The organism is Collinsella aerofaciens, from assembly GCF_015670745.1.
GTDB lineage: Bacteria > Actinomycetota > Coriobacteriia > Coriobacteriales > Coriobacteriaceae > Collinsella > Collinsella aerofaciens_T.
Genome location: NZ_JADPCH010000003.1, coordinates 81600 through 105420, shown reverse-complemented (window position 1 = coordinate 105420; position 23821 = coordinate 81600). Strand labels below are relative to the sequence as shown.

The following is a 23821-nucleotide window of genomic DNA, read 5'->3' as shown; positions in this document are numbered from 1 at the left end:
TTCGAGTATACACGCGCGGGTTTCTGCTGCAAGAACAATTTTTTACGCAGACAAAAAGACAAAACCCGCACATGATAACCGCCCGCCTCACGAATGAGACGGGCGGCATGAAGGGGGCTACGCTAGGCGTCTAAACCCAAAACGTTACGCGGAGCGCTTCGCCTCGAGCTTGGCCTGAGCGGCAGCCAGGCGCGCGAGGGGCACGCGATAGGGCGAGCAGGACACGTAGTCCACATCGGCCACGTTGAACAGGTTCTTAATGGATTTGGGGTCGCCGCCGTGCTCGCCGCACACGCCAAAGTGCATGTCGGGGTTGGTGGCACGGCCCTTCTCGACTGCCATGCGTACCAGCTCGAGTACTGCTGAATCGATGGTCTCGAAGGGGTTGTCCTTCAGAATCTTCTTGTGCATGTACAGCGGAATGAACTTGGCCTCGGCGTCGTCGCGCGAGAAGCCGAAAGTCGTCTGGGTGAGGTCGTTGGTGCCAAAGCAGAAGAAGTCGGCGTGGTGGGCGATCTCGTCAGCGACCATGCAGGCGCGCGGCAGCTCGAGCATCGTGCCCACGGGAATATTGAGCTCGACGCCCTCCTCGGCGGAAACCTCGGCGATTACCCGCTCGATTACCTCGCGGGTCTGGACATGCTCGGCCGTGATGGAAACGAGCGGGACCATGATCTCGGGGCGCGGGACGACGCCCTCCTTGATAAGGCGGGCAGCAGCCGTGGCGACGGCGCGAACCTGCATGAGCGGCAGATCGCTAAAGACGACGGACAGGCGCACACCACGCAGGCCGAGCATCGGGTTGGACTCGACCATGCCGTCGATACGACGCAGGCGAGCGCGCAGGGCTGCAAGCTCTTCCTCGCTGGCGCCAGCGGCTTCCTTCTTGGTGATGGCGACCTCGAGCTCGCGAGGATTATCCAAGAACTCATGAAGCGGCGGATCGAGCAGACGAACGACCACATCACGACCGGACATGGTCTTGAACATCGCCAGGAAGTCCTCGGTCTGAACCTTGAGCAGGTCTGCCAGAGCCTGCTGCTTCACGGCCTCATCGTCGGACAAGATAAAGCTCTGGATGATGTTCTTGCGATCGCCCAGGAACATGTGCTCGGTGCGGCACAGGCCGATGGCCTCGGCGCCAAACTCGAGCGCGAGCGCGGCGTCCTCGGGGTTGTCGGCATTAACGCGCACGTGGTTGGCGTGGCCACAGGTCTCGTCCAGGCGAATCTCGTCGGCCCAGGACAGGATGGTATCCAGATCGCCGGTGAGCTCGGCGGAGACCAGGTCGACGGGACCGTCGACGACGATGCCCTGGGTGCCGTCGATGGAGATGATGTCGCCCTCGTGCAGCACGCGGTCGCTGCCCTCGATGCGCACGACCTTCTCGGCGGCATCGATGTGGAAGCGCTCAACGCCGCAGACGCAGGGCGTACCCATACCGCGGGCGATAACAGCGGCATGGCTCGTCTTGCCACCGTGGCTGGTCAGGATGCCCTCGGCGGCGACCATGCCCTTCAAGTCGTCGGGGTTGGTCTCCCAACGGACCAAGATAACCTTATGACCCTCGTTTGCGCGCGCGACGGCGTCATCGCTCGAGAACACGACCTCGCCCACGGCGGCGCCGGGGCTGGCGTTGAGGCCACAAGCCAGAGCCTCGTACTTCTTGGAGGAATCGAACTGCGGGTGCAAGAGTTGGTCGAGCTGCGCGGGATCGATACGGCTCACGGCCTCCTCGCGGGTGATGAGGCCCTCCTCAACCATCTCGATGGCAATGCGCAGGGCGGCGGTGGCGGTACGCTTGCCCACACGGGTCTGGAGCATCCAGAGCTTGCCCTGCTCGATGGTGAACTCGATATCGCACATATCGCGGTAGTGGTCCTCGAGCGTCAGGAACACGCGCTCGAGTTCCTCGCCAGCGGACTCAAGACCCGGGGTGGCCTTGAGGTCGGCGATGGGCTCGGTGTTGCGGATGCCGGCGACGACGTCCTCACCCTGGGCGTTGACCAGAAAGTCACCGTAGAACTCCTTGGTGCCGTCGGCCGGGTTGCGCGTAAAGGCGACGCCGGTCGCCGAGGTCTCGCCCTTGTTGCCAAAAGCCATGGCCTGGACGTTAACGGCGGTGCCAAGGTCGTCGGAAATTCCATGCTGCTTGCGGTAGATGCAGGCGCGCTCGTTCATCCAGCTGCCAAAGACGGCCTGGATGGCGAGGCGTAGCTGGAGCCCCGGGTCGTGCGGGAAGACGGGCTTGCCGTCCGCGGCCTCGAGCTCGGGGTACAGGGCGGCCTCGACGTTGTCGGAGAAAATGCCCTTGAACGTCTCGACGAGCTCCTGCAGGTCCTCGGCCGATAGCTCGGAGTCGACGCGAACGCCGGCGACCAGGCGGGCCTGGGTCAGGGCATTCTCGAACAAATCAGCATCAACACCCATGACGACGTTGGAGAACATCTGGATAAAGCGACGATAGCTGTCCCAGGCAAAACGCGGGTTCTGCGTCTGGGCGATAAGGCCCTGAACGGAGTCGTCGTTGAGGCCCAGGTTGAGGACCGTGTCCATCATGCCGGGCATGGAGAACGGGGCGCCCGAGCGCACCGACACGAGCAGCGGATCGGAGGCGTCGCCGAGCTTCTTGCCGCAACGGGTCTCAAGATCTGCCTCGGCGGCAACGATCTCATCGAGTGCGCCTTCGGGCCAAACGTTGCCGGCACCGGAGTACTCAACGCAGGTCTGGCAGGTAATGGTAAAGCCACCGGGAACCGGCAGGCCAATGCGGCTCATCTCGGCAAGGTTAGCGCCTTTGCCGCCAAGCACGAAGTTCATGGACTTGTCGCCCTCGGTGACACAAGCGCCCTGGGCATCGGTTCCAAAACGGTAAACCCTCTTGCAATCGTTCACGATACTTCCCCTTCCGTGCGCTCTCGCACACGACCGTGGTAACGAATCGACCCGCCGGATGCGGGCCGTGAGGGAACTATACGGCGGGTTTTGAGCGGGCTTGAGCAGAGGATACGAGGTTTGGTAAACGTGCTAAAACTGGCGGTAAACGGTAGGTAAAGGTGATTACCTTATGAAGTTACCACTACAAGAAACTCGCAGGTCAAACGCAAGTAATTTGCTAAATCGCTTTACCACAAGTAGCAAATTTGGGACGGGGCTTTTTAGCTGCCCCCGTCGGCAATCGGCCAAAAAGCTCGCGACCTCAGCCGGGGTAGCTAAAAAAGCCCCGTCCCAAATTAGCTACTTTTGTCGGGTGCGGCGGGCGGCGCGGCGGGCTCTTGCCTCTTGAATCTCTTCGAGGTGAGCAATGATCTCGGAGGCACTCTCCTCGATCGCCTTGCCGTCGGTACGCACCACAAAGCAGCCTAGGCGCTTCATGAGCGCACGGGCTTCCTCGAGCTCGCTGTGCACGCTCTCGGGCTCGGCATAGGAGCCGGCAACGGCACGAGCGTAGTCATCGCCCAAGCGGCTATCGCGAATTTCGGAAATCACATCGACGGTCGAAATCAGGCCGAACAGGCGCATCGGGTCGACCTCGTAAATCGACTTGGGCGGCTCTATGCCATGCGCCAGTGGGACATTGGCGACCTTGTAGCCCTGATAGGCCAAATACATCGACAGCGGCGTCTTGGACGTGCGCGATACGCCCAGCAGCACGATATCGGCACCCGACAGATCGTCGCAGCCGCGCCCGTCATCGTGCTCAACGAAATACTCCATGGCCTCGATACGATGGAAATAGCGGTCATCGGTCTTGTGAATCACGCCCGCAACGCCCTTGGGCGGCACACCGATGAGCGACGACAGCACGGCGAGCGTCGGGCCGATCAGGTCGACCGAACGGATATGCAGCATGCCCAGGTAATCGAGCACACGGGCGCGAAGCGCCGGATCGACAATGGTGTGGAACACGGCAATATCGCGATGATCGGCATCGACGCGCGGACCCACAAACGACTTGACCTGCTCCACGGAAGTCACCTTGGGCAGACGTAAAACGCGAAAAGCCCCTTCATCAAATTGCCCGGACGCCGCAAGCACCACCTCACAAGCGGTATCGCCGAGCGAGTCGGAGATAACGATAACGGTGGGACGAGCGGTGACCGGGCAATCCATGCGGGGCTCCTTTTGCGCTTATGCGCAGGCTAGCTTACTTTTTGCGAGCAAGCTCACCGATGTTTGCGATGCCGGAGAAAACGGCCTCGAAGCGGTTGAGCAGCTTAAGGCGATTATCGCGGAGCTGCTCGTCCTTGTCCATGACCATGACCTCATCGAAGAAACGGTCGATGGGCGCGCGCAGGGCGGCGAGGGCGGCAAATGCGGCCGGGTAGTCCTCGGCAGCAAGGGCAGCATCGACAGCAGTCTGAGCAGCCTCGGAAGCATCGGCAAGCGCGAGCTCGGCCTCGCCCATCAGGCTGCGGTCGTACTCCACGCCCAGCTCGGGCTTGGAGATATGCGCAGCGCGAGCATAGGCGGTCGCAAGGTTGTCGAACGTCTCGGCGTCGTTCTTGCGGGCCTCGTCGAGGGCGGCGCAGCGGGCGAAGAAGACGGACGGGGCGATGATGTGCACCGCGGAGACGGCGGCAACGGTATCGGCCGGGATCTTTTCGTCGCGGGCCATGCTCACCAGGCGGCCATGGAAGAAGTCGCGAACCTGCTGGGCGACCTCGGCGGCGTCGAACTCAATGCCTTGCTCACTGTAGAGCTCGAGAGCAAAGTCGATGAGCGACGTGGGGTCGATCGGCAGGCGGTCGCGCAGGATGTTGATGATGCCGATAGCGGCACGACGCAGCGCATAGGGGTCCGAAGAGCCGGTCGGGGGCTCGCCGATGGCAAAGATACCGGCGATGGTATCGAGCTTGTCGGCACAGGCCACGATGCAGCCAGCGGTGCCCTCGGGCAGCTCGTCACCGGCAAAGCGGGGACGATAGTGATCGCGAATGGCGTGGGCGACCTCGTCGTTCTCCCCCATCGCGGTCGCGTAATAACCGCCCATCACGCCCTGCTGGCTCGTGAACTCGACGACGGCGTTGGACACCAGGTCGGCCTTGCACAGGTGCGCGGCACGGCCGGCGTCGGCTGCCAGATGAGCACCCAGGTGTGCCTCGCGGGCAATAGCGAGCGCGAGCTGCTCGATGCGCTCGGACTTAGCGAGCACGCTACCGAGCTTCTCCTGGAAGGCAACCTTGGCCAGACGCTCACGGAACTCGTCGAGGGAGATCTTCAGGTCCTCCTCGTAGAAGAACTTTGCGTCGTCCAGACGGGCGCGCACGACGCGCTCGTTGCCGTCGATCACGCGCTCGGCGTTCTCGGGCTTGCTGTTGGAGACGACCACGAATTCACGCGTGAGCTTGCCCTCGCCGTCATAGATCGGGAAGTAGCGCTGATTGGTGAGCATGGACTCGCAGATGATCTCGTGCGGGACCTTAAGGAACTCCTCATCGAAGGTACCGACGAGCACCGTCGGCCACTCGCAGAGGTTAATGACCTCCTCAAAGACCTTCTTGGGCGTATCGACATGGCAGCCGGGACGGGCAGCCTCGACCTCGGCGATACCGGCGAGGATGGTCTCACGACGACGCTCGGCAGAAAGCACGCCGGCATCCTCGAGCACCTGCTCGTAGACGGCGGGGCTGGCGACCACATGGTCACCGGGGCCAAGTACGCGATGACCACGCGTGGTGTTGCCACTCGTCACGTCGGCAAAAGACACGGGCACAACGTCCTCGCCCAGAAGGCAGCAGATCCAACGGACCGGACGCACGAACGTGGCGTGCTCGTGGCCCCAGCGCTGACTACGGTAGTTGGGCCACTGCAGGCCGGCGATGGTCTTCTCGCACAGGGCCGTCAGGATCGGGGTGGCCGGGGCGGAAGGAATGTTCTTCTCGGCAAAGACATACTCGCGACCGTCGGTGTCCTCGCGGCGGACCAGGTCCTCGGCAGCCACACCGCACTTGCGGGCAAAGCCCTGGGCGGCCTTAGTGGCGTTGCCGTCGGCATCGAAGGCGATGTTGGCCGCGGGGCCACGCTTGACCTCGTGAACCTCATCGGTCGCGGTGGCAACGTCGGCAACGAGTGCAGCCAGGCGACGCGGGCTCGAGATCACGCGGACCTCGCCGTGGGCCAGACCGGCCTCGTCGAGACCCTTGGCGATCATGGCGCCAAGCTGCTTGACGGCATTGATCAGCGGTGCAGAGGGCATTTCCTCCGTACCGATCTCAAACAGGAAATCTTTAGCGTCTGCCATGGCTTACGCCACCTCGCCTTCCTGGTCGGCATTCTCGTTGACTCCGGCGACCTCGGCCATGTAGGCCTCGCAGCACGCCTTGGCGACGGCGCGGACGCGCAGGATGTAGTTGGCACGCTCGACCGCGGACAGCGCACCGCGGGCATCGAGCAGGTTGAAAGCGTGGCTGCACTTCATGACGCAGTCGTACGCCGGCAGCGGAAGCTTACGCTCCAGGCAGGAGTGGCACTCGGCCTCGTAGTCATCAAACTTCTGACGCATCATCTCGACGTTGGCGACCTCAAAGTTGTAAGCGCTGAACTCGCGCTCGTTCTCGAGGAACACGTCGCCGTAAGTCATGGGCGTGCCGTCGGGCAGGTAGCTCCACACCAGGTCGTAGACGGAGTTGACGCCCTGCGCATACATGGCGATACGCTCCAGGCCATAGGTGATCTCGACGGGCACGGGGTCGACCTCGATGCCGCCCACCTGCTGGAAGTACGTAAACTGCGTGACCTCCATGCCATTGAGCCAGACCTCCCAGCCAAGGCCCCAGGCGCCAAGGGTCGGGCTCTCCCAGTCGTCCTCGACAAAGCGGACGTCATGGTCGTTGGGGTCCAGGCCAATGGCGGCAAGAGACCCCAGGTAGAGCTCCTGGGCGTTGACCGGCGAGGGCTTGATGAGCACCTGGAACTGATAGTAGTGCTGCATGCGGTTGGGGTTCTCGCCGTAGCGGCCGTCGGCGGGACGGCGGCAGGGCTGTGCATAGCAGGTGCGCCACTCGGCGGGACCGAGCGAGCGCAGCGTGGTCGCGGTATGGAAGGTACCGGCACCGACCTCGGAGTCATAGGGCTGCATGATGACGCAGCCCTGCTCGCCCCAGTACTGCTGGAGGCGCAGGATGATGTCTTGGAAGGAAAGCGATGAAGCGTTCATGCCTCTAATATCCCCTCGTCGAAACGATTACACGGTTAGGTACTGTACTATAGCGGTTTTTAGTCGATAGCGCCCAGACGGTTGAGCGGCCAGTAACGCACGAGCGCCACGGCGATCAATTCGGAGCGGTCGACCGGGCCAAAGTAGCGGGAGTCAGCAGAGTTCTCGCGGTTGTCGCCCATCACCCACACGCACCCGTCGGGAACGGTGTAGGGATAGCTTACCTGAGCGCCGGGCGCTTGGACCGAAAGTGGCCAGCTCATGCCCGTCGTATAGTCCTCGTCGAGCGCTTGGCCGTCAACGACCACCTTGCCATCCTGCAGGTCGACCGTCTGCCCGGCCGTGGCAATAACACGCTTGACAAGAACATCATGCTCGGAGGTGCCATCGGGGTTGTGAAACACCACGATATCGCCCTGCTTGACGGGCTGACCGAGCTCGAGGCTCACCTTTTGTGCCAGGATCTGGTCGCCAATCTCGATCGTGGACTCCATGGAACCGGTGGGTACCACAAAGGGTTCGACCACAAACGAGCGAATCAAGAAGGTAGCGACCAGTGCGATCGCGACGACCACGATCCACTCAAACGCACCCTTTAGCACGGAATGCTGCGATGGAACCATCCTCACTCCTCGCTCTGCGAATACGAAGCGTCCAGAATCTCCTGCGCGTAAGCGCGCTCCTCGGGCGTGAGCCGCGCCGTCTCAATCAGATCGGGACGCCAACGACAGGTGCGCTCGATGGCGTTCTTACGACGCCACGCATCGACCTTAGCATGATCGCCGCTCACAAGCACCGGAGGCACGCCCTCGCCGTTGAACTCGGCAGGACGGGTGTACTGCGCGTACTCGAGCAGGCCTCCATCCTCGGCGGTCGAGAACGACTCGTCCACGTTGCTCATCTCGTCGCCCAGGGCGCCGGGAATCAGGCGTACGACGGCATCGGCAACGACCATAGCGGGAAGCTCGCCGCCCGTAAGCACGTAGTCGCCGATCGACAGACGCTCATCGGCATACGCATACGCGCGCTCGTCGACGCCCTCGTAGCGACTGCACACAAACAGCAGGCACTCACTTTTGAGCAGGCGCTCGGCCACATGCTGCGTAAAGGGCTCGCCACAGGGGGTGAAGAACACAACCGTGGGCTTGGGACCCTCTGCGCTAATGGCCTCGATGGCCTCTGCGATAGGCTCGACCTTCATGAGCATGCCCTGCCCGCCGCCGTACGGCTCGTCATCGACGGTACGATGGCGGTCGTGCGTCCAGTCGCGCAGGTTATACGCCTTAAAATCAAAAAGGCCGGCCTTGCGGGCGCGGCCCAAAATCGATGTGGACATGACGGGCTCAAACATCTCGGGAAAGACCGAAAGGGTCTCAATCAGCATGTTGTCCTCCCTACTTGTCCATATCGATCAGGCCGTCCATCACGTGGACGGAAATTGTTCCTGCATCGGGAAGATCGAGCACGACCTGCTCGATCACGGGAATCAGTACCTCGCCGTACCGATCACCCTCGACAACCCAAACATCGTTAGCGGGCGTCGACATGATCTCGACAATCGTGCCGAGCGAACCGAAGCGCTCGTCGACCACCTCGCGACCCATCAGGTCGGTATAGGCAGCGTCGAGCGAATCGAGCTCAAAATCGTCACGATTTGCCAGCACGTAGCATCCCGTGATACCCTCGGCGGCCGTCAAGTCGTCAATGCCCTCAAACGAGACCAGATCGCCATCGCCCGTATCGGTGACGGACACGACCGTGCAAAAGCGGTCGCGCTTGAGCGCCGGCGGCGTCAGGGCGACGCGCATACCCGGCTCTAATACAGAAGGAAGCCCCCGCAGCGGCTGCGCGAGGACCTCCCCCTTCCTTCCGTGCGGCTTGACCACACGGGCGATGTTTTTGTACTGGGACCTCAAGGTCCTAGCCCAGAACCTCTACCTCGACAGCAGTGTCGAGGCGAGCGGCCAGTGCACGGGCGAGCGTGCGAATGGCCTTGATGGTACGGCCACGACGGCCGATGACCTTAGCGACGTCATCCTCGGCGACCGAAACCTCAATCGTAGAGGCGTCGTCACCATCGATGACCTCAAGGCTCACGGAATCCGGGTCGTCGACGATCTGAACAACGAGATATTCGACGAGATCGGCGATGCGATCTGAGAGCATTGCCTCACCCTCGAGCTGTGCAGCGTCAACCTCAGGCACGATTTACTCCTCGGCGCCCTCAGCGGCCTCAGCGGCAGCCTTAGCGGCCTCGGCCTCTTTGGCGAGCTGCTTCTTGGACTTCTTGACGACGGTCTCGGTCTTCTCGCCCTCGTTGGCGGCCTTGACCAGAGCGGCGACGGCGTCGGTGAGCTGAGCGCCCTTGGACTGCCAGTCGGCGATCTTCTCGAGGTCGAGGTTGATGGTCTTGGGGGCGGTCATCGGGTTGTAGCGGCCAACCTCCTCGATGATACGACCGTCACGCGGGGCGCGGGAATCGGCGACGACGACACGGTAGTACGGACGCTTCTTAGCGCCGTGACGAGCAAGGCGAATCTTGACTGCCAAAGGAAACTCCTCCAACCAAGCAGCTTTAGGCTGCAACTACAAACAAACAGTTGAACATAATACGCCATCGACGCGGGCAGGTGAAGTCCGTGAGACCAACTTCTTCGGTGTAGTCGAGGGCAAATCCATATCTTAGACAAGAATTCGGGATTTGCAAGCACATACACGCACCCCACATGAGCTGCGCGGTATACTCATGACATGGAAAGACGCGAACATACATACGGTTATGAGGATGCCACGGGCGTCACGCCGCCTCCCTGGACGGGTCCGGCGGTGGGCCTGATGGACCTCGATGCGTTTTTTGCGAGCGTGGAGATGCTCGATCATCCCGAATGGCGCGGCAAGCCGCTCATCGTGGGCGGAGACGCCGATTCGCGTGGCGTCGTGTCCACGTGTTCGTATGAGGCACGTCGCTTTGGCGTGCACTCTGCCATGGCCTCGGCCGAAGCGCGGCGCTTGTGCCCGCAAGCCATTTGGACGCACGGGCACTTTGATCGCTACCGCGAGGTGAGCGCGCAGGTCATGGCGATTCTCGCCGACGAGACCCCGCGCGTCGAGCGCGTATCCATCGACGAAGCCTTTATCGATATCACACCGGGTCGCTTTGCGCCCGAAGACCCGCTGCTGGTTGCGCGGCGTATAAGCGACCGCGTGGCAGGGCTGGGAGTGACCTGCTCCATTGGCGTGGGCTGCAACAAGACGGTCGCAAAAATCGCAAGCGAGCGGGATAAGCCGTTTGGGCTGACCATCGTGCGCCCCGGAACCGAGCAGCGCTTTTTGGCCGCGCTGCCGGTATCTGCCATGAGTGGCATCGGGCGCTCGGCCGAGGAGCGACTGCGCCGCATGCGCATCTACACCCTCGGCGAGCTTTCGCGCGCGCCTGAGTCCACACTGGCCTCTATTTTTGGCGTCAACGGCGAACGCATGCGCCAGCGTGCGCTGGGACTCGAAATCTCCGAAGTCACGAGCCTCGATGAAGAGCGAGAGGTCAAGTCGGTCAGCAATGAACGCACCTTTGCTAAAGATCTGACTGAGCGTGGGGATATTGAGGCGGCAATTGCGCTGTTGGGAGAGTCAGTGGGACGCCGCCTGCGCCGTCAGGGGCTGACGGGTGCCACGGTAACGCTCAAGCTTAAGTATTCGTATGGCAACGGGCGTACGGCACAGCGCCGGCTGCCTCATCCGACCGACGATGAGAACATCTTCGTGGCGGTTGCACTCGAACTGCTCGACAACATCTGGCAGGAAGGCATGCATGTTCGCTTAGCGGGCATCGGCATGAGCGACTTCGACCACCAAGGCGGCATCCAGACCGACCTGTTCTGCGAGATCGATGACCGCGGAGCCCAATCCAGCGACCGCCGCGACCTCTCCGTCGCCATCGACGCCGTCCGAGACAAGTTCGGCGACACCGCCCTATCCTTCGGCCGCCAATCCCGCTTCAACGATTAACCGCCTTTGGGCAAAAAGAAAGCCGGGCAGGTGCGGAAAACCGCAACTGCCCGGCGATATGCGTGAGGGTAGCTAACCCCGTCTCAAATGAGCTACTAGAGGAGGTTGAGGGGGAGCTGGGGGGCGTCTCCCCAGAGTTTCTCGAGGCGGTAGAAGTCGCGGGCTTCGGGAGTGAAGACGTGGACGACAACCGAACCGTAGTCCATGAGCATCCAGGTCTTCTGCTCGCGACCCTCGATGGAGAACGGGTGCTCGCCGCAAGCCTCGGCGACCTTCTCCTCGATCTCGTCGACGATAGAATCGACCTGGCGGTTGTTGGTACCGGTGGCAAGCACAAAGTAGTCGCATACGTCGGAAAGCTCGGTCAGGTCGAGCACCTGAACGTCCTCGCCCTTCTTGTCGTAGGCGGCCTGCGCGGCGGCGCGGGCGACATCCTCGGCGGCGACACCGCTCGCAGACAGCGAGGCGGCAGTGCGGTCGGACGTGGCGACGAAGCTCTTGTGCTCCACACCTTCAAGAATCTGCTCGTCGGTCATGGTCTCGTCGGCCATGGAATACCTCTTTCTAGACAGCCCGAGCTAGCGCAGCTGGGCGTAATGGTTGTAAATCGAAATAGCCGTGGGATAAAGATAGCGCCCGGACTGAATCACATAGACCAAACCCTGCGCAAAACAGGAGAAGAACAACTCGTCGAGCGTCGACTCCCCCACCATCTTACGCAACGCATGGGCATAGTCGCCGTGGCGGTTGGGCTCGATGGCATCGGCCACAAAGACCACCATATCGAGCGGCGTCATGTCGCAGGCACCCACGGTGTGACGGTCGACAGCCTGGAAAACGGCCAACGACAACTCGGGGAAAAGCTGCGGAAGCTCATAGGCGGCAACAGGGCCATGCAAAAGCGGCGTCGCGGCGGAAGGAGAGCCGGCAATCTTAATGCCGTAGTGCAGAGCGCGCGTGACCAGCTCGTCGTCGGAGAGCACTTTGTCCCAGTCATGGATCAGGCCGGCGGCAGCGGCATCAAAGCGGTCAACGCCGTAGACCTCGGCCAGATGAAGTGCGGTCTCGGCAACACCCAGCGAATGCACATAGCGCTTGCGCTTATCCTTCATGCGAACATCGAGCAGCTCTTGAATGCGCTTGAGCAGCGCGCGCTCATCGCCCTCAAACTGATCCTCTACCGACAACGTAGACCCCCATCACTCAAAATCTTCTTGGCCCAAATCGGCATATAGCCTGCGTTTGCGAATGTAGCCGAGCACGGACTCGCTCGTAAGATAGCGCACGCTCATACCGCGGGCAACTCGCTTACGAATGTTCGTCGAGCTGATCGCCAACGCTGGAATCTGAATATAGCGCACGTCGAACGGCAGCCCCGACTCTTTGATTCGGGCACGCGCCGTATCGATATCAAAGCCCGGTCGTGTCGCCGCAATAAAGGTAGCAAGCTCAGCGATTCGTTCGGCATCATGCCAGGTCACAATATCGATAATCGCGTCGGCGCCCGTAATAAAGTAGAGCTTTACCTGCGGCGGGTAAAAGTCGCGAAGGGCATGAAGCGTATCGGCCGTATAGGTTACGCCCGGGCGGTCGATCTCGAACCGGCTCGCCAAAAAAGCCGGGTTCGCGGCGGTGGCGAGGACCGTCATGGCATAACGGTCCTCGGCAGGCGTCACCGGCTTGTCAAGCTTAAAAGCAGGAGAGCCCGCCGGCATAAAGAGCACAGCGTCCAAGTCGAGCGACTCGCGCGCCTGCTCGGCAGTCACCAGGTGCCCGTAATGGATGGGATCAAAGGTGCCACCCATAATGCCGAGCCTAAACTCCTGCCCGTCCTCTAGAGGAAGCTCGGGCAGACCGATTCCACCGCGCAGCGACATGGCCTACTCGCCCTCCGAGGTCTCGGCATCGCCCGCGGCATCCGCCGCATCGACAACCTCGACGCCCTCATCCGCAGCATCAGCCACGTCAATGGCTTCAACGGCAACGTCCTCGCCAGCATCCTCGAGCTCCTCGTACTCCGAGAAGTCCTCGGCGCCCTCAAAGTCAAAGGCGCGCTGGCAAATGCGGACCTCGTCGCCCGCACGGCAACCGGCCTTCTCGAGCGCATCGTCAACACCCATACGCGCAAACTTATGCTGCAGGTAAATGACGGCTTCCTCATTTTCCCAGTCGGTCTGAATGACCATGCGCTCGATGGCACGACCGACCACGCGGAAGGCACCGGGCTCTTCCTGGACAATGCGGAAACGCTTCTCTCGCTGCAGGCGACGGCGCTCCCATTCATCGTCGTGCAGGTCGACCGGCTCATCGGAGACCGCCAGCTCGGCGCGGAGCTTGGTCACCTGCTCACCCACGGCAAGCATCAGCGTGTTGAGGCCGGCGCCCGTCACGGCAGACACGGCAAAGAACATATGGCCATCGTCGAGCGCTGCACGCTTGAGGTCGGCAATCTTATCGGCCGTGCCCGGCGCGTCGCACTTGTTGGCAACGACAATCTGCGGACGCTCCGAAAGCTCGGCGCCATACTGCTCGAGCTCGCGGTTGATGATGCGATAGTCCTCGACCGGATCGCGATCCTCAAAACCACCCGTCATGTCGACGACATGCATGATCAGAGCCGTACGCTCAATGTGGCGCAGGAACTGGTGACCCAGGCCCTTGCCCTCGCTCGCGCCCTCGATGAGACCGGGGACGTCGGCAACGACGTAAGAATATTCGCCGGCACGCACCATGCCGAGGTTCGGCACGAGCGTGGTAAACGGGTAGTCAGCGATCTTGGGGCGGGCGGCACTCATGCGCGCAATGAGCGATGACTTACCCACCGAGGGAAAGCCCACGAGCGCGGCATCAGCCATAAGCTTCATCTCGAGCTCGATCCAGTGCTCCTCGGCCGGCTCGCCCAGCTGAGCGAACGCGGGCGCGCGGCGCACCGACGTCACAAAGTGCGTATTTCCCAGACCACCGGCACCGCCGGGCGCCACGACAACGCGCTCGCCATCGTGAACGAGGTCGGCAATCTCGAACATCGGGGTCTGCGTCTCGGGGTCGAGCTCGCGCACCACGGTACCCATAGGGACCTTGAGAATCAGGTCCTCGCCGCTCTTACCGTTACGACGGGCACCCTGCCCGTGCGTGCCGCGCTCGGCGCGGAAGTGATGCTTAAAGCGGTAATCGATCAGCGAAGACAGCTGAGCATCGGCCTGGATGACGACATTGCCGCCACGACCGCCGTCGCCGCCATCGGGGCCGCCCTTGGGGACAAATGCCTCGCGCCTAAACGACATGCATCCGGCTCCGCCGTCGCCGCCGCACACGTTAATGCGGCTGATATCGGTGAACTGTGACAACAGAATCGCCTCCTACAAAAAAGAGGGAGACCCTTGAATCCTAAAACTCAAGTGCCTCCCACATATGTGCTCTATGAAGGGTGAATTACGCGTTCGCGAGCGGGCGTACGCTGACCCTGTGCTTGATACCCTTGTGGAACTCAACGGTACCGTCGACCAGCGCGAACAGCGTGTCGTCCTTACCACGGCCAACGTTCTCACCCGGGTGGATGTGCGTGCCGTGCTGACGGACGAGAATCGTGCCCGTGGTTACCGTCTGGCCGGCATAGCGCTTCGTGCCAAGGCGCTGACCGCGGGAGTCACGGCCATTACGGGAGGAACCGAGTCCTTTTTTGTGTGCCATTGTGTATACCTACTCTTTCGTTACGAGTGTAATCTACTCGGCGACGGGAGCCTCGGCAACAGCCTCGGCCTCTGCCTTGACAGCCTTCTTGGCGCGGGACGTAGCCTGGACCTTCACGATCTTCAGCTTGGTGAGCTGCTGACGGTGACCCTTCAGACGACGATAGCGCTTGCGCTTGTGGAACTTGAAGACCAGCTGCTTCTCGCCCTTGAACTGCTCAACGATCTGAGCGGTAACCTTGGCCTTGGCCAGCTTGTCGGGATCGGTGACGATCTTCTTACCATCGTTGAGGAAGATAACCGGCAGGGTGACCTTGTCGCCCTCATTGCCCTCGATCTTCTCGACGGTGATGACATCGTCGGTGGCGACCTTGTACTGCTTGCCGCCCGTGTTAACGATTGCGTACATGTTTACTTGCCCTTCATGCATCAGTTAGTGCAACAGCCGAATATAGTAGCAGGCGAAAATACCCCCGTCAACGAGTATGTGGAGCAAATCCACAAGTTCGCACAGGTATGGGGCTGACGAGTCGGCCCTCGTCGTCCTCGCATGCTTGATTCTGACGCTCGACATCGTAGGAGCAGATGGTCACGAGGTCTTGCATACCGGTGGAAACAATAGGTGCATCCACGCCCGGGGTCAAGCCCTGCAACAAAACATCAGCAGCAGAAAGCAAAATTTCCGGACGCATGGAGCCCTCGTTGTCGGCATGGGTGTCGAGCATGAGCACCAAATGGTCTGGGCGCTCCCCCGCCGTGAGCTCATAGCCCACGAGCGTGTGATCCAAATCCAAGCGCTTGCTCTTTTTGCCGCGCGCGTAGTCGATGCCGTGGCCCGCGCGCAGCGTGTCGATCGCACGACGCACCTCGTCGGCGCTTACGGGCGTCTCGGGATCCAAGTGCAGGTCGATGCGATACGACAGGCGCGTGAGCTGCGCCGTCAACGCCGGCGTGCGCACGTCGATGTACGCCGCCTCGATGGGCGCCAGATCGGCCGGAGACGCCGCAGCCAGGCGCCCAAACGCCTCGTCGAGCGCCACGAACTCGGTCATAAACAGGTCATACCACTCGCAGGTCGACGACGTACCCACCGGCAGCGCCGAAGAGAAGCCCACGCGCATGTGCGGAGAGAAGCCCTGCGTGACGGCATAGGGAAGTCCCGCACGGCGCACGATGCGCTCAATGGTATGGATTACTTCGAGATGGCCCAGGTACTTAAGGCGATCGCGCTTGCCATAACGAACACGAAGCCTAAAGAGCGAGGGGTTGTCGGTCAGGCGTTCACTCATGCGCGATCACCCATCAATACATTCTTGGCGTGGAGCGTGGGGCAGATCCCGCAGCCGGTGCACGACGTGCGGGTACAGTCGGGAGTCGTGACGCCCTCGAGCGAGCGACGGTACTCGCGCTCGAGGAAGCCGCGCGTGCAGCCGGGGCTCACGTGCTCCCACGGCAGGCGCCAGTCCAACTCGTAGGGCAGGTGCACGAGCTCATTGAGGTCGATGCCGTTTTTGGCAGCAGCTTCCTTCCAGTTATCGAGCGAGAAATGCTCTACCCAGGCGTCAAAGCGAGAGCCCGAGCGCCAAGCATCAATGATGACGGGCATCATGTCACGACCGGCGCGGGAAAGCGCGGCCTCGATGAGCGAGGTCTCGGCATCGTGGTAATGCACGCGGACGGCACGGTTGCGAACGCTCGTGATGAGCAGCTTCTGGCGACGCTTGACGTCGTCGTAGTCGAGCTGCGGGCACCACTGGAACGGCGTGGCAGCCTTGGGGATAAAGACCGAAACCGAGATGGACACCGAGATCGAGCCGCGACGAGCCTTGGGCACCACGGAACGACCGAGCTCCAGCACGTGATCGGCCAGATTGGCGATGGCCACGATGTCCTCGTCGCGCTCGCCGGGAAGGCCCATCATAAAGTAGAGCTTCATGCGGTTCCAGCCGGCCTCGAAGGCCGCCTTGGCCGCACGGTCCAGGTCCTCTTCGGTCACGTTCTTGTTAATGATGTCGCGCATGCGCTGGCTGCCGGCCTCGGGCGCGAACGTCAGTCCGCCCTTCTTTTCGCCGGCGACCGACTCGGCCATATCCACGCCAAACGAATCCAGGCGCTGCGAGGGAATGGACACGCGAATGCCCGTATCTTCCAGACGGCGGTTCAGGCGACCGAGTACATCGCGGATGCAGGAGTGATCGGTGGTCGAAAGCGAGGTCAGCGACACCTCGTCATAGCCGGTCTTTTCCAGACCCTGAATCACCGACGAGACGATCTGGTCGGCCGAGCGCTCGCGCACCGGGCGATACGTCATACCGGCCTGACAAAAACGACAGCCGCGGGCGCAGCCGCGCAGGATCTCGATAGACAGGCGGTCGTGAACCAGCTGTGCATAGGGCACGCACGACTGCGACAGCGGATTCGTGGCGCCGAAATCCTCGACGACGCGCTTGTAGACCACGGTCGGCGCATCCTTGCCCTCACGCGGCACGGTGTAGCCATGCGGCGAGCAGGGCTCGTCGTGACGAACCTCATAGAGCGACGGCACGTAGTTGCCGGCAATGGATGCAAGCTGCTCGACAATCTGCACGCGCGGGACCCCTTCGTCACGCAGGCGGCGATGCAGCTGGCAGGTCTCGAGCAGCGATTCCTCGCCCTCACCGATGAGGATGGCATCGAAGAAGGCCGCGTACGGCTCGGGGTTGTACACCGAGGGGCCGCCGGCGATGATAATGGGGTCGTCCTCGGTGCGGTCAGCCGCTAACAGCGGAATACCAGCGAGGTCGAGTGCCTCGAGAAAGTTCGTCACCGCCATCTCGTGCGGCACATGCAGACCGACGATATCAAACGAAGCGACCGGCGCTGCTCCCTCGAGCGAGAGCAGCGGAATGCCCGCCTCGCGCATGGCGTCACCCATATCGGGCCACGGCACATAGCCACGCTCGCAGGAGATGCCCTCAGCCTGGTTAAGGATGTTGTAGAGGATGGCGATACCCTGGTTGGGCAGACCGACCTCGTACACATCCGGATAGATCAGGCAGCAACGGTAGTCGGCATCGGCCTTGGAAAGCGTACCCCACTCGTGATCGATATAGCGACTCGGCTTCTCGACCTTGGCGAGCAACGGCTCAATTAAATGAAAACAATCTTGGTATGCAACGCGCAACGGAAAACCCCTAAGCAGCGAGATCTGATGCGTCCTGATAGGACGCCATAGGACGGGTAGCGCCCGCGACCGTGGTCACCAGATCGCGAACGCGGGAGAACGTGGCAGTGACCACCTCGTTGGCACGGCTGTAGTCGACATCGCGCTCGTAGAGCGAAACGAGCGCACGGCCCATGCCATAGGTGCCCGCGGCAGCAGTGAGCGCCTTGACGGCAAACCCAATATGCGGCGTCTGCTTGACGAGCGCGCGGGTGACCGCGCGGATCACAAGACCGCCGGCAAGCACGCCCGCGACCTCGTAGCCGCGCTCGGGCTTAATGCCGCGTCCAAAGACGGCAGCGAGCTCAAAGAGCATGCCCACCTGCGCCAGCGCCATAACGGGATAATCGGCGCCCGGCAAAAACACCAGCGCGCCGGTCGCCATATTGGTGAGCGCGCACGAGGTGATGATACGATTGGCGGCCGCGATGCGCATGAAGGCAAAGTTCGCCGCAAAAGCCGTTTCCTTGTCGGTGCGATCGAGAATCCAGCGGGCAAGCGTCTCGAGCAGATACGTCTTATCGGTTGCCGCTACCACGCCGAGCATGGGCGTGGACTCCTCGATAAACGGCACCTCCACAGCAGACTCGGCAAGCACGCACACGGGCGCGCCGGCGATCACGAGCTCCTGCACGGCACTCTCCAAGCGGTCGGAACCACACGAGAGCACCAGCACCACATCGGTATCGGTCTTTGGAGCAATTCGCTCCTCCCCGAGACGCTCGACGCGCACAATGCCCGAGGTCGTCTGCGGCACAAAGGCGTCACGCACCGTCTCGGCCAGAAAGCGCGAGGCGGACGAATCCAGATAGACCGAGACGCGCACCGGCGTATCGGAATCCTTCTTAACGGACGCGCCCATCTTAAAAGCGCGGGTCAGCTTATCTACGGGAATTTTCATAGCAAACCCCTCCAGCGGTTACGCGGCGCCCGAACGATGCCGCCATATGGATTGTACGATACCCACCGTCAGCAGCTGAATCATCATCGAAGACGAACCGAAGCTAATAAACGGTAGCGGAATACCGGTAATCGGCATCATGCCGATGCACATGCCGATGTTTTCGAAAGTCTGAAACGCCCACATGCCAACGATGCCCACACACGAAAGACGCAAAAACAGCGACTCACACTTAAAGGCGACGCGAATCGTCGAAAAGATCAGCAGCACGTAGAGGCACAGGAGCAAAAAGGAACCGCAAAAGCCAAAGGTCTCGGACAGGAAGGCGAAGACGAAGTCGGTGTGGAACTCAGGCAGAAAGCCGCCGGCCGACTGCGTCGCATGGCCCAAACCCTTACCAAAGAAGCCGCCCGAGCCAACGGCGATAAGCGACTGCTGCAGGTTGTAGGCATCGTCCGAATCGGCATTATCGGGGTCGATAAAGACCGTCAGACGGTTCATCTGATACTGCTTGATGAGCACATCGTGGCCGAGCAACGAATCAAAAACCGAATCGAGCGCCAGAACGAGGGCCACCAGGCCCACGAGCAGGGCCAGGGTCGACAGCACCCATTCGCGGCGTGCGCCGCTCATACAAATGACGATGGCGCCCGAAACCAACACAACCAGGCCCGAGCCCAGGTCGCCCATGGCAACGACGGCCAAAAACGGAATGGACAGCATGCCGCAGAGCTTGACGTAGTCGCGAACGGTATCGATGCGACCGTTATACTGCGAGCCAAGCGTAGCAATAAAGAAGATGGTGATGAGCTTGGCAAGCTCAACCGGCTGGAACGTCAAACCGATACCGGGAATCTTGATCCAGCCCGTCATGCCCAGACCGCCCGTATAGGACAGGCCCGGAATCTTGGGCGAGAAGATCACGATCAGGTCGATGACGAGCAACGCCGTCGAGAAATTGGAAATACCGCGCAGGTCGGTACGCCAGACCAACACCGCCAGCACCGCTCCGATGCCGATTCCCAGCAGATGGCGTGAGAACGAAGCATCGGCCTTAAACTGCGAAGCCGACCAGATGATGATGGCACCGTAGGCGACGAGCGCCACAGTGGCCACGAGCACACCGATATGCACCTTTTGGCGAAACGTGCCGCGCGAGGCCGAAAGTTGCTTGTTGACGCGGTCCAGGCTGCTGCGAGAGCCGGTCTTGGTTGAACGGAACAGATCCGCCGGAGAAAAATCCATCGCAACCTCCTATCGAACCGAAGAATCGCCCGAGGCCGAAGAGGTATCGGGCTCGTCATAAATCACGCCGAGCACGTCGCGCACGACATGCATCGCGGTATCTGAGCCGCCGCCGCCCTGCTCCAGGACGGTAGCGATGACATACTTGGGATCATCGGCCGGTGCATAGGCGCAGAACCACGCGTATTCGTCCTCGCCACTTTTCTCGCCCGTGCCCGACTTGCCGTATACCTGCGGCGTCAGGGTGCCAAAGTGAGCCGCCAGGGACGTCGATGCCGTGTAAATCACGTCATGCATGCCGTTGCGAACAAGAGCCAAATCCGAATCACTGTTGATCTTGGCCTCCAGGCGCTTCTTCTTGCCCTTGCCGTTGTACTTATAGGCATCACCGTCGCCATCGCGCGACACGGCAGACAAAAACACGTGAGGCACGTACTGTTTGCCGCCGTTGGCAAGACCCATATAGGCGCACGCCATCTGCAGGGGCGTCACCAGGATGTCGCCCTGGCCGATAGCAATGTTAGTCATATCGCCGGCATTCCACTTGCGGTCCTCGGCAGATGCGTCGGTGAAGTACGACTCTTTCCACTCGGCATCGGGAATACGGCCCGCGCCCTCACTCGGCAGATCGATACCGCAGGTCTTGCCTAGGCCCCAGCGACGAAAGACCTCCTGCAGGCCCTCGGAATGTTGCTCGTCATAAAAGAACGCCTTGCCCATGTCATAGAAGACGGGGTCGCACGAGTTGGCGATACCCGACTGCAGCGTCATGGTGCCGTGGCCAGACGTCAGCCAGCAGCGCTTGCCCCAAGCCTTGCCCAGGCCCGTCCAATAGCCCGTGCAGTTGGTTGTCTGCGTTGAAGTGTAGGTTCCAAACTCAAGACCGGCCAGTGCCGAGAGCGGCTTGATGGTCGAGGCCGACATGTACTGTCCGCTAATGGCGCGGTTGAGCAGCGGGTGCGAACCCTTGTCATCATTGAGCTCGGTCCACACGTCATTTGAGACACCACCGATAAAGACAGACGGATCGAACTTGGGCCGGCTCGCCATGCCCAGGATCTCGCCATTGTTGGGATCGAGACACACCACGGCGCCGTTGCCGGCATTACTGTAACCAGTGGTCTTGGCAAGCTCGATAGCGCTCGCCAGCGCCGTCTCACAGGCCTGTTGGATCTTAAGGTCGAGCGTGAGCTTAATGTCGGAGCCGGCCTTCGCGGGCACGGCACCGGCCTGACCGGTCACATTGCCCGAGGCATCGACCTTGACGGTCTGCTCGCCACGAATACCCTGCAGCAGGTTTTCGTAGTAGCTCTCAACGCCCGCCTGGCCCACGATATCGCCCGACTGGTACGTAATCTTGCCAGCAGAAGCATCATCATCGCCAGAGGTTTTCTTATTCTGAGCCTCGAGCTGCTCGGAGGTAATGGTGCCGGTATAGCCCAAGATATGGCATGCCGTCTCGCCATATGGATACTGGCGCTCGGTACGCTCGGCAATCTTGACGCCCGGGAACTCGCCGGCATGCTCCTGAATATAGGCAACCGTGGAGCGACGGACGTCCGTCGCGATGGTATGCAGGCTCTGAGCGCCCTCTGTATTGTCCTGAATATTGCGAAGGACCGCCACGTAAGGCATTCCAAGCACGTTGGCAAGATGGCGAACCAGGACCTCATCCTCGGCAAGGTCGCGGTAGGCCACGACAGCAAGTGAGGGACGGTTCTGGACAAGCGCCACGCCATTGCGGTCGAGGATGCGGCCGCGCACAGCAGGAGTGGTAACGGTGCGAGTCTGATTACTATTGGCCTGCTTCTCGTAATAGTCCGACGAGACCATCTGCATGCCCCACAGCTTGACGGCGAGCGCCGCAAACATCGCGCCCACACCCGTGGTGAGGATGGAAAAGCGGCCCTTAAAGGCGGTCACCGCGGTATTGCCCTCGCCCTCGGTGGCGCGCGGGGTCGTTCCATGCTGCGTATCGTAGGTAAAACGGGAATCGCCGCGACGCATGATGACCAGTGCGACCACGATGGCCACAACTAGCACGATACCGGCGATAATAACCGTCAACTGGGAAGACATCTACGGGCCTCCCCTATTTGAGCTTGCGGGTCTTGGGCTTAAAGCGCATACCCGTCTGGCGTCCGCCACGTGCGGAGAATCCATAGCCGGACTGTGGCACGACGCCGGACATCAAAAACGGAATGGCAACCAGACCCGTCAGGATCGAGGACGGCAGCGCATGGCCGAAGATCGCCACGACAAAGCTCGTCTCCAAACCCATAAACAGCAAGATGATGCTGTAGATCACATTAATGACGAGCGCGAAGGCGCCCACAGTGACGCCGCGCGCACTTGGGGTACCGCCCGTCTGACCGACGGCGCTGTGCACCAGGGCAAAAGAACCCACGGTCAGCAGGAGCGACATAATGCCCACCGGCACGGCAGCGGACAGGTCATAGAACAAGCCGCTGCAAAAACCGCACACGACGGCACGGGTCGGGTCGCCCGAGAACACGCTTAGGCACACCAGGATAATCATGAAGTTGACGCGACCGCCCGCAATGGAGATCTGCGGTGCCAGGCCTGCCTGCAGCAGCACGCACACGATGGCGGCGATTACAAACGTACGGGAGCTCATCCCCTGCTCGTGTAGATCCATGGACATGCCCCCTATTCGCTCGAGCCGGAATCGGTCGTCTCGGACGCGTCGGAACTGTCATCCGAACTCTCGTCCTTCGTCTTGGTCGCAGCGTCGCGCGACGTTCCCTGCGGCGTGCTATTAGCGGTGCTCACGTCCTCATCCGAAGCCGACTGTTCGTCGGTCAGCGAGGTGATGACCAGCACTTCCTCGTTGTTCTCGGCCGTGGTCTGAGCGCGCACCACAATGGTGTAGTACACGTCGTTTGCCGACTTCTCAACCGACGAGACGGTGCCGAGCGGTAGACCCTTGGGGAATACACCGCCAATGCCCGAGGTCACGATGATGTCGCCAACCTTAACATCGGAGTCGACGCTCACGTACTCAAGACGCAGCGTGCCGTCAGCCTGACCCTGCAGCATGCCCTGGGCGCGCGTGTCCTGTACCATGGCGGACACACCCGAGTTCTCGTCGCCAATAAGGCGCACGGTAGAGGTCTTGGCCGATACCTCGATAATCTGACCGATAACACCGGCAGAACTCGTCACGGGCATGTTGATGGTAAGGCCGTCGGCAGAGCCCTTGTCGATGGTTACGGTCGAGGTCCAGGCATCGCCCGAGGCACCAACGATACGAGCAGCGGTCGATTTGAGGTTGTAGGTCGACTGCAGGCCGACCAGCCCCTCCAGACGCTCGGCGGTCTTTTGAGCCTCGGAGAGCTCAGCAACCTTAGAGGTCAGCTCCTCGTTTTGCTTCTTAAGCTCGTCAAGCGTGTCCTGCGACGCCGTAAGGTTAGAGAACACGTTGCCGATCGCATTGAAGGGGGCCGCCACAGCCGAGCCCACAAAGCGCACCGGCGAGGTAATCGTCGTCACGCCCGAACGCACGGCATGAATCGGTCCTGCCTCGCCCTCGCGGATGTAAAACGTGAGCAGCAACACCGAAATCAGGCTGAAAACAATCAACGGGCGCATACCCGTTG

The 23821-nt window shown here is 61.4% G+C and carries 23 protein-coding genes; 1 reads left to right on the top strand and 22 read right to left on the bottom strand.

From position 1 onward, the window contains the following. Positions 1-144: 144 nt before the first annotated feature. The 9 genes from ppdK to rpsP all read right to left on the bottom strand — a co-directional run bounded on the left by ppdK (position 145) and on the right by rpsP (position 9709). A complete protein-coding gene (gene ppdK, locus I4W07_RS02235; protein WP_271739733.1) occupies positions 145-2895 on the bottom strand; it encodes a pyruvate, phosphate dikinase in 2751 nt (916 codons plus the stop codon). Between the two features lie 342 nt (positions 2896-3237). After that, positions 3238-4113: a pyruvate, water dikinase regulatory protein gene (locus I4W07_RS02230; RefSeq protein ID WP_196025473.1), complete on the bottom strand. Its 876-nt coding sequence runs from the start codon at positions 4111-4113 to the stop codon at positions 3238-3240. Between the two features lie 34 nt (positions 4114-4147). Next, positions 4148-6244, bottom strand: a complete 2097-nt coding sequence (glyS, locus tag I4W07_RS02225; protein ID WP_196025472.1) for a glycine--tRNA ligase subunit beta — start codon at positions 6242-6244, stop codon at positions 4148-4150. Between the two features lie 3 nt (positions 6245-6247). Beyond that, positions 6248-7159: a glycine--tRNA ligase subunit alpha gene (locus I4W07_RS02220; RefSeq protein ID WP_006236091.1), complete on the bottom strand. Its 912-nt coding sequence runs from the start codon at positions 7157-7159 to the stop codon at positions 6248-6250. A 59-nt stretch (positions 7160-7218) separates the two neighbouring features. After that, on the bottom strand, positions 7219-7782 hold the full coding sequence (gene lepB, locus I4W07_RS02215) for a signal peptidase I (protein ID WP_055309866.1): 564 nt from the start codon (positions 7780-7782) through the stop codon (positions 7219-7221). 2 nt (positions 7783-7784) lie between these two features. Then, positions 7785-8543 (bottom strand): tRNA (guanosine(37)-N1)-methyltransferase TrmD, encoded by a 759-nt coding sequence (trmD, locus tag I4W07_RS02210; RefSeq protein WP_196025471.1) that lies wholly within the window; start codon positions 8541-8543, stop codon positions 7785-7787. 10 nt (positions 8544-8553) lie between these two features. Then, a complete protein-coding gene (gene rimM / locus I4W07_RS02205; protein WP_233546451.1) occupies positions 8554-9045 on the bottom strand; it encodes a ribosome maturation factor RimM in 492 nt (163 codons plus the stop codon). A gap of 34 nt (positions 9046-9079) precedes the next feature. Further along, positions 9080-9325 carry a KH domain-containing protein gene (locus tag I4W07_RS02200; protein ID WP_171021534.1) on the bottom strand — a complete coding sequence of 82 codons (246 nt, stop codon included), beginning with the start codon at positions 9323-9325 and terminating at the stop codon, positions 9080-9082. 42 nt (positions 9326-9367) lie between these two features. Continuing rightward, positions 9368-9709, bottom strand: a complete 342-nt coding sequence (gene rpsP, locus I4W07_RS02195; RefSeq protein ID WP_022094749.1) for a 30S ribosomal protein S16 — start codon at positions 9707-9709, stop codon at positions 9368-9370. Between the two features lie 201 nt (positions 9710-9910). Between rpsP and dinB the strand changes: the two genes are divergently transcribed. After that, positions 9911-11164 carry a DNA polymerase IV gene (gene dinB, locus I4W07_RS02190; protein WP_196025470.1) on the top strand — a complete coding sequence of 418 codons (1254 nt, stop codon included), beginning with the start codon at positions 9911-9913 and terminating at the stop codon, positions 11162-11164. A 95-nt stretch (positions 11165-11259) separates the two neighbouring features. Here the strand turns inward: dinB and rsfS are convergent, their stop codons facing one another. The 13 genes from rsfS to mreC form a co-directional block, all read right to left on the bottom strand. Next, a complete protein-coding gene (gene rsfS, locus I4W07_RS02185; RefSeq protein WP_035138582.1) occupies positions 11260-11715 on the bottom strand; it encodes a ribosome silencing factor in 456 nt (151 codons plus the stop codon). 27 nt (positions 11716-11742) lie between these two features. Beyond that, a complete protein-coding gene (yqeK, locus tag I4W07_RS02180) occupies positions 11743-12276 on the bottom strand; it encodes a bis(5'-nucleosyl)-tetraphosphatase (symmetrical) YqeK (RefSeq protein ID WP_196025487.1) in 534 nt (177 codons plus the stop codon). A gap of 87 nt (positions 12277-12363) precedes the next feature. Next, entirely contained in the window at positions 12364-13041 is a 678-nt protein-coding gene (nadD, locus tag I4W07_RS02175; RefSeq protein ID WP_055285119.1) for a nicotinate-nucleotide adenylyltransferase, read from the bottom strand. 3 nt (positions 13042-13044) lie between these two features. After that, a complete protein-coding gene (obgE, locus tag I4W07_RS02170) occupies positions 13045-14511 on the bottom strand; it encodes a GTPase ObgE (protein ID WP_196025469.1) in 1467 nt (488 codons plus the stop codon). Between the two features lie 85 nt (positions 14512-14596). Beyond that, positions 14597-14854, bottom strand: coding sequence for a 50S ribosomal protein L27 (gene rpmA / locus I4W07_RS02165; protein WP_006236075.1), 258 nt, complete (start codon positions 14852-14854; stop codon positions 14597-14599). Positions 14855-14887: 33 nt separating this feature from the next. After that, the gene (rplU, locus tag I4W07_RS02160; RefSeq protein ID WP_035138585.1) at positions 14888-15262 is read right to left on the bottom strand and encodes a 50S ribosomal protein L21; all 375 of its coding nucleotides are present in this window, start codon (positions 15260-15262) and stop codon (positions 14888-14890) included. A 67-nt stretch (positions 15263-15329) separates the two neighbouring features. Continuing rightward, positions 15330-16142, bottom strand: coding sequence for a TIGR03936 family radical SAM-associated protein (locus I4W07_RS02155; protein WP_196025468.1), 813 nt, complete (start codon positions 16140-16142; stop codon positions 15330-15332). After that, the gene (locus I4W07_RS02150; protein ID WP_196025467.1) at positions 16139-18016 is read right to left on the bottom strand and encodes a TIGR03960 family B12-binding radical SAM protein; all 1878 of its coding nucleotides are present in this window, start codon (positions 18014-18016) and stop codon (positions 16139-16141) included. The genes I4W07_RS02155 and I4W07_RS02150 overlap by 4 nt, the downstream gene beginning before the upstream one ends. Before the next feature lie 10 nt (positions 18017-18026). After that, positions 18027-18956, bottom strand: coding sequence for a YcjF family protein (locus tag I4W07_RS02145; RefSeq protein WP_006236071.1), 930 nt, complete (start codon positions 18954-18956; stop codon positions 18027-18029). Between the two features lie 18 nt (positions 18957-18974). Then, a complete protein-coding gene (locus I4W07_RS02140; protein WP_022094759.1) occupies positions 18975-20201 on the bottom strand; it encodes an FtsW/RodA/SpoVE family cell cycle protein in 1227 nt (408 codons plus the stop codon). A 9-nt stretch (positions 20202-20210) separates the two neighbouring features. Beyond that, positions 20211-22280 (bottom strand): penicillin-binding protein 2, encoded by a 2070-nt coding sequence (mrdA, locus tag I4W07_RS02135; RefSeq protein ID WP_196025466.1) that lies wholly within the window; start codon positions 22278-22280, stop codon positions 20211-20213. A gap of 13 nt (positions 22281-22293) precedes the next feature. Beyond that, positions 22294-22860, bottom strand: coding sequence for a rod shape-determining protein MreD (locus I4W07_RS02130; protein WP_138112715.1), 567 nt, complete (start codon positions 22858-22860; stop codon positions 22294-22296). 11 nt (positions 22861-22871) lie between these two features. Then, a complete protein-coding gene (gene mreC / locus I4W07_RS02125) occupies positions 22872-23813 on the bottom strand; it encodes a rod shape-determining protein MreC (RefSeq protein WP_117770377.1) in 942 nt (313 codons plus the stop codon). Positions 23814-23821: the final 8 nt, after the last annotated feature.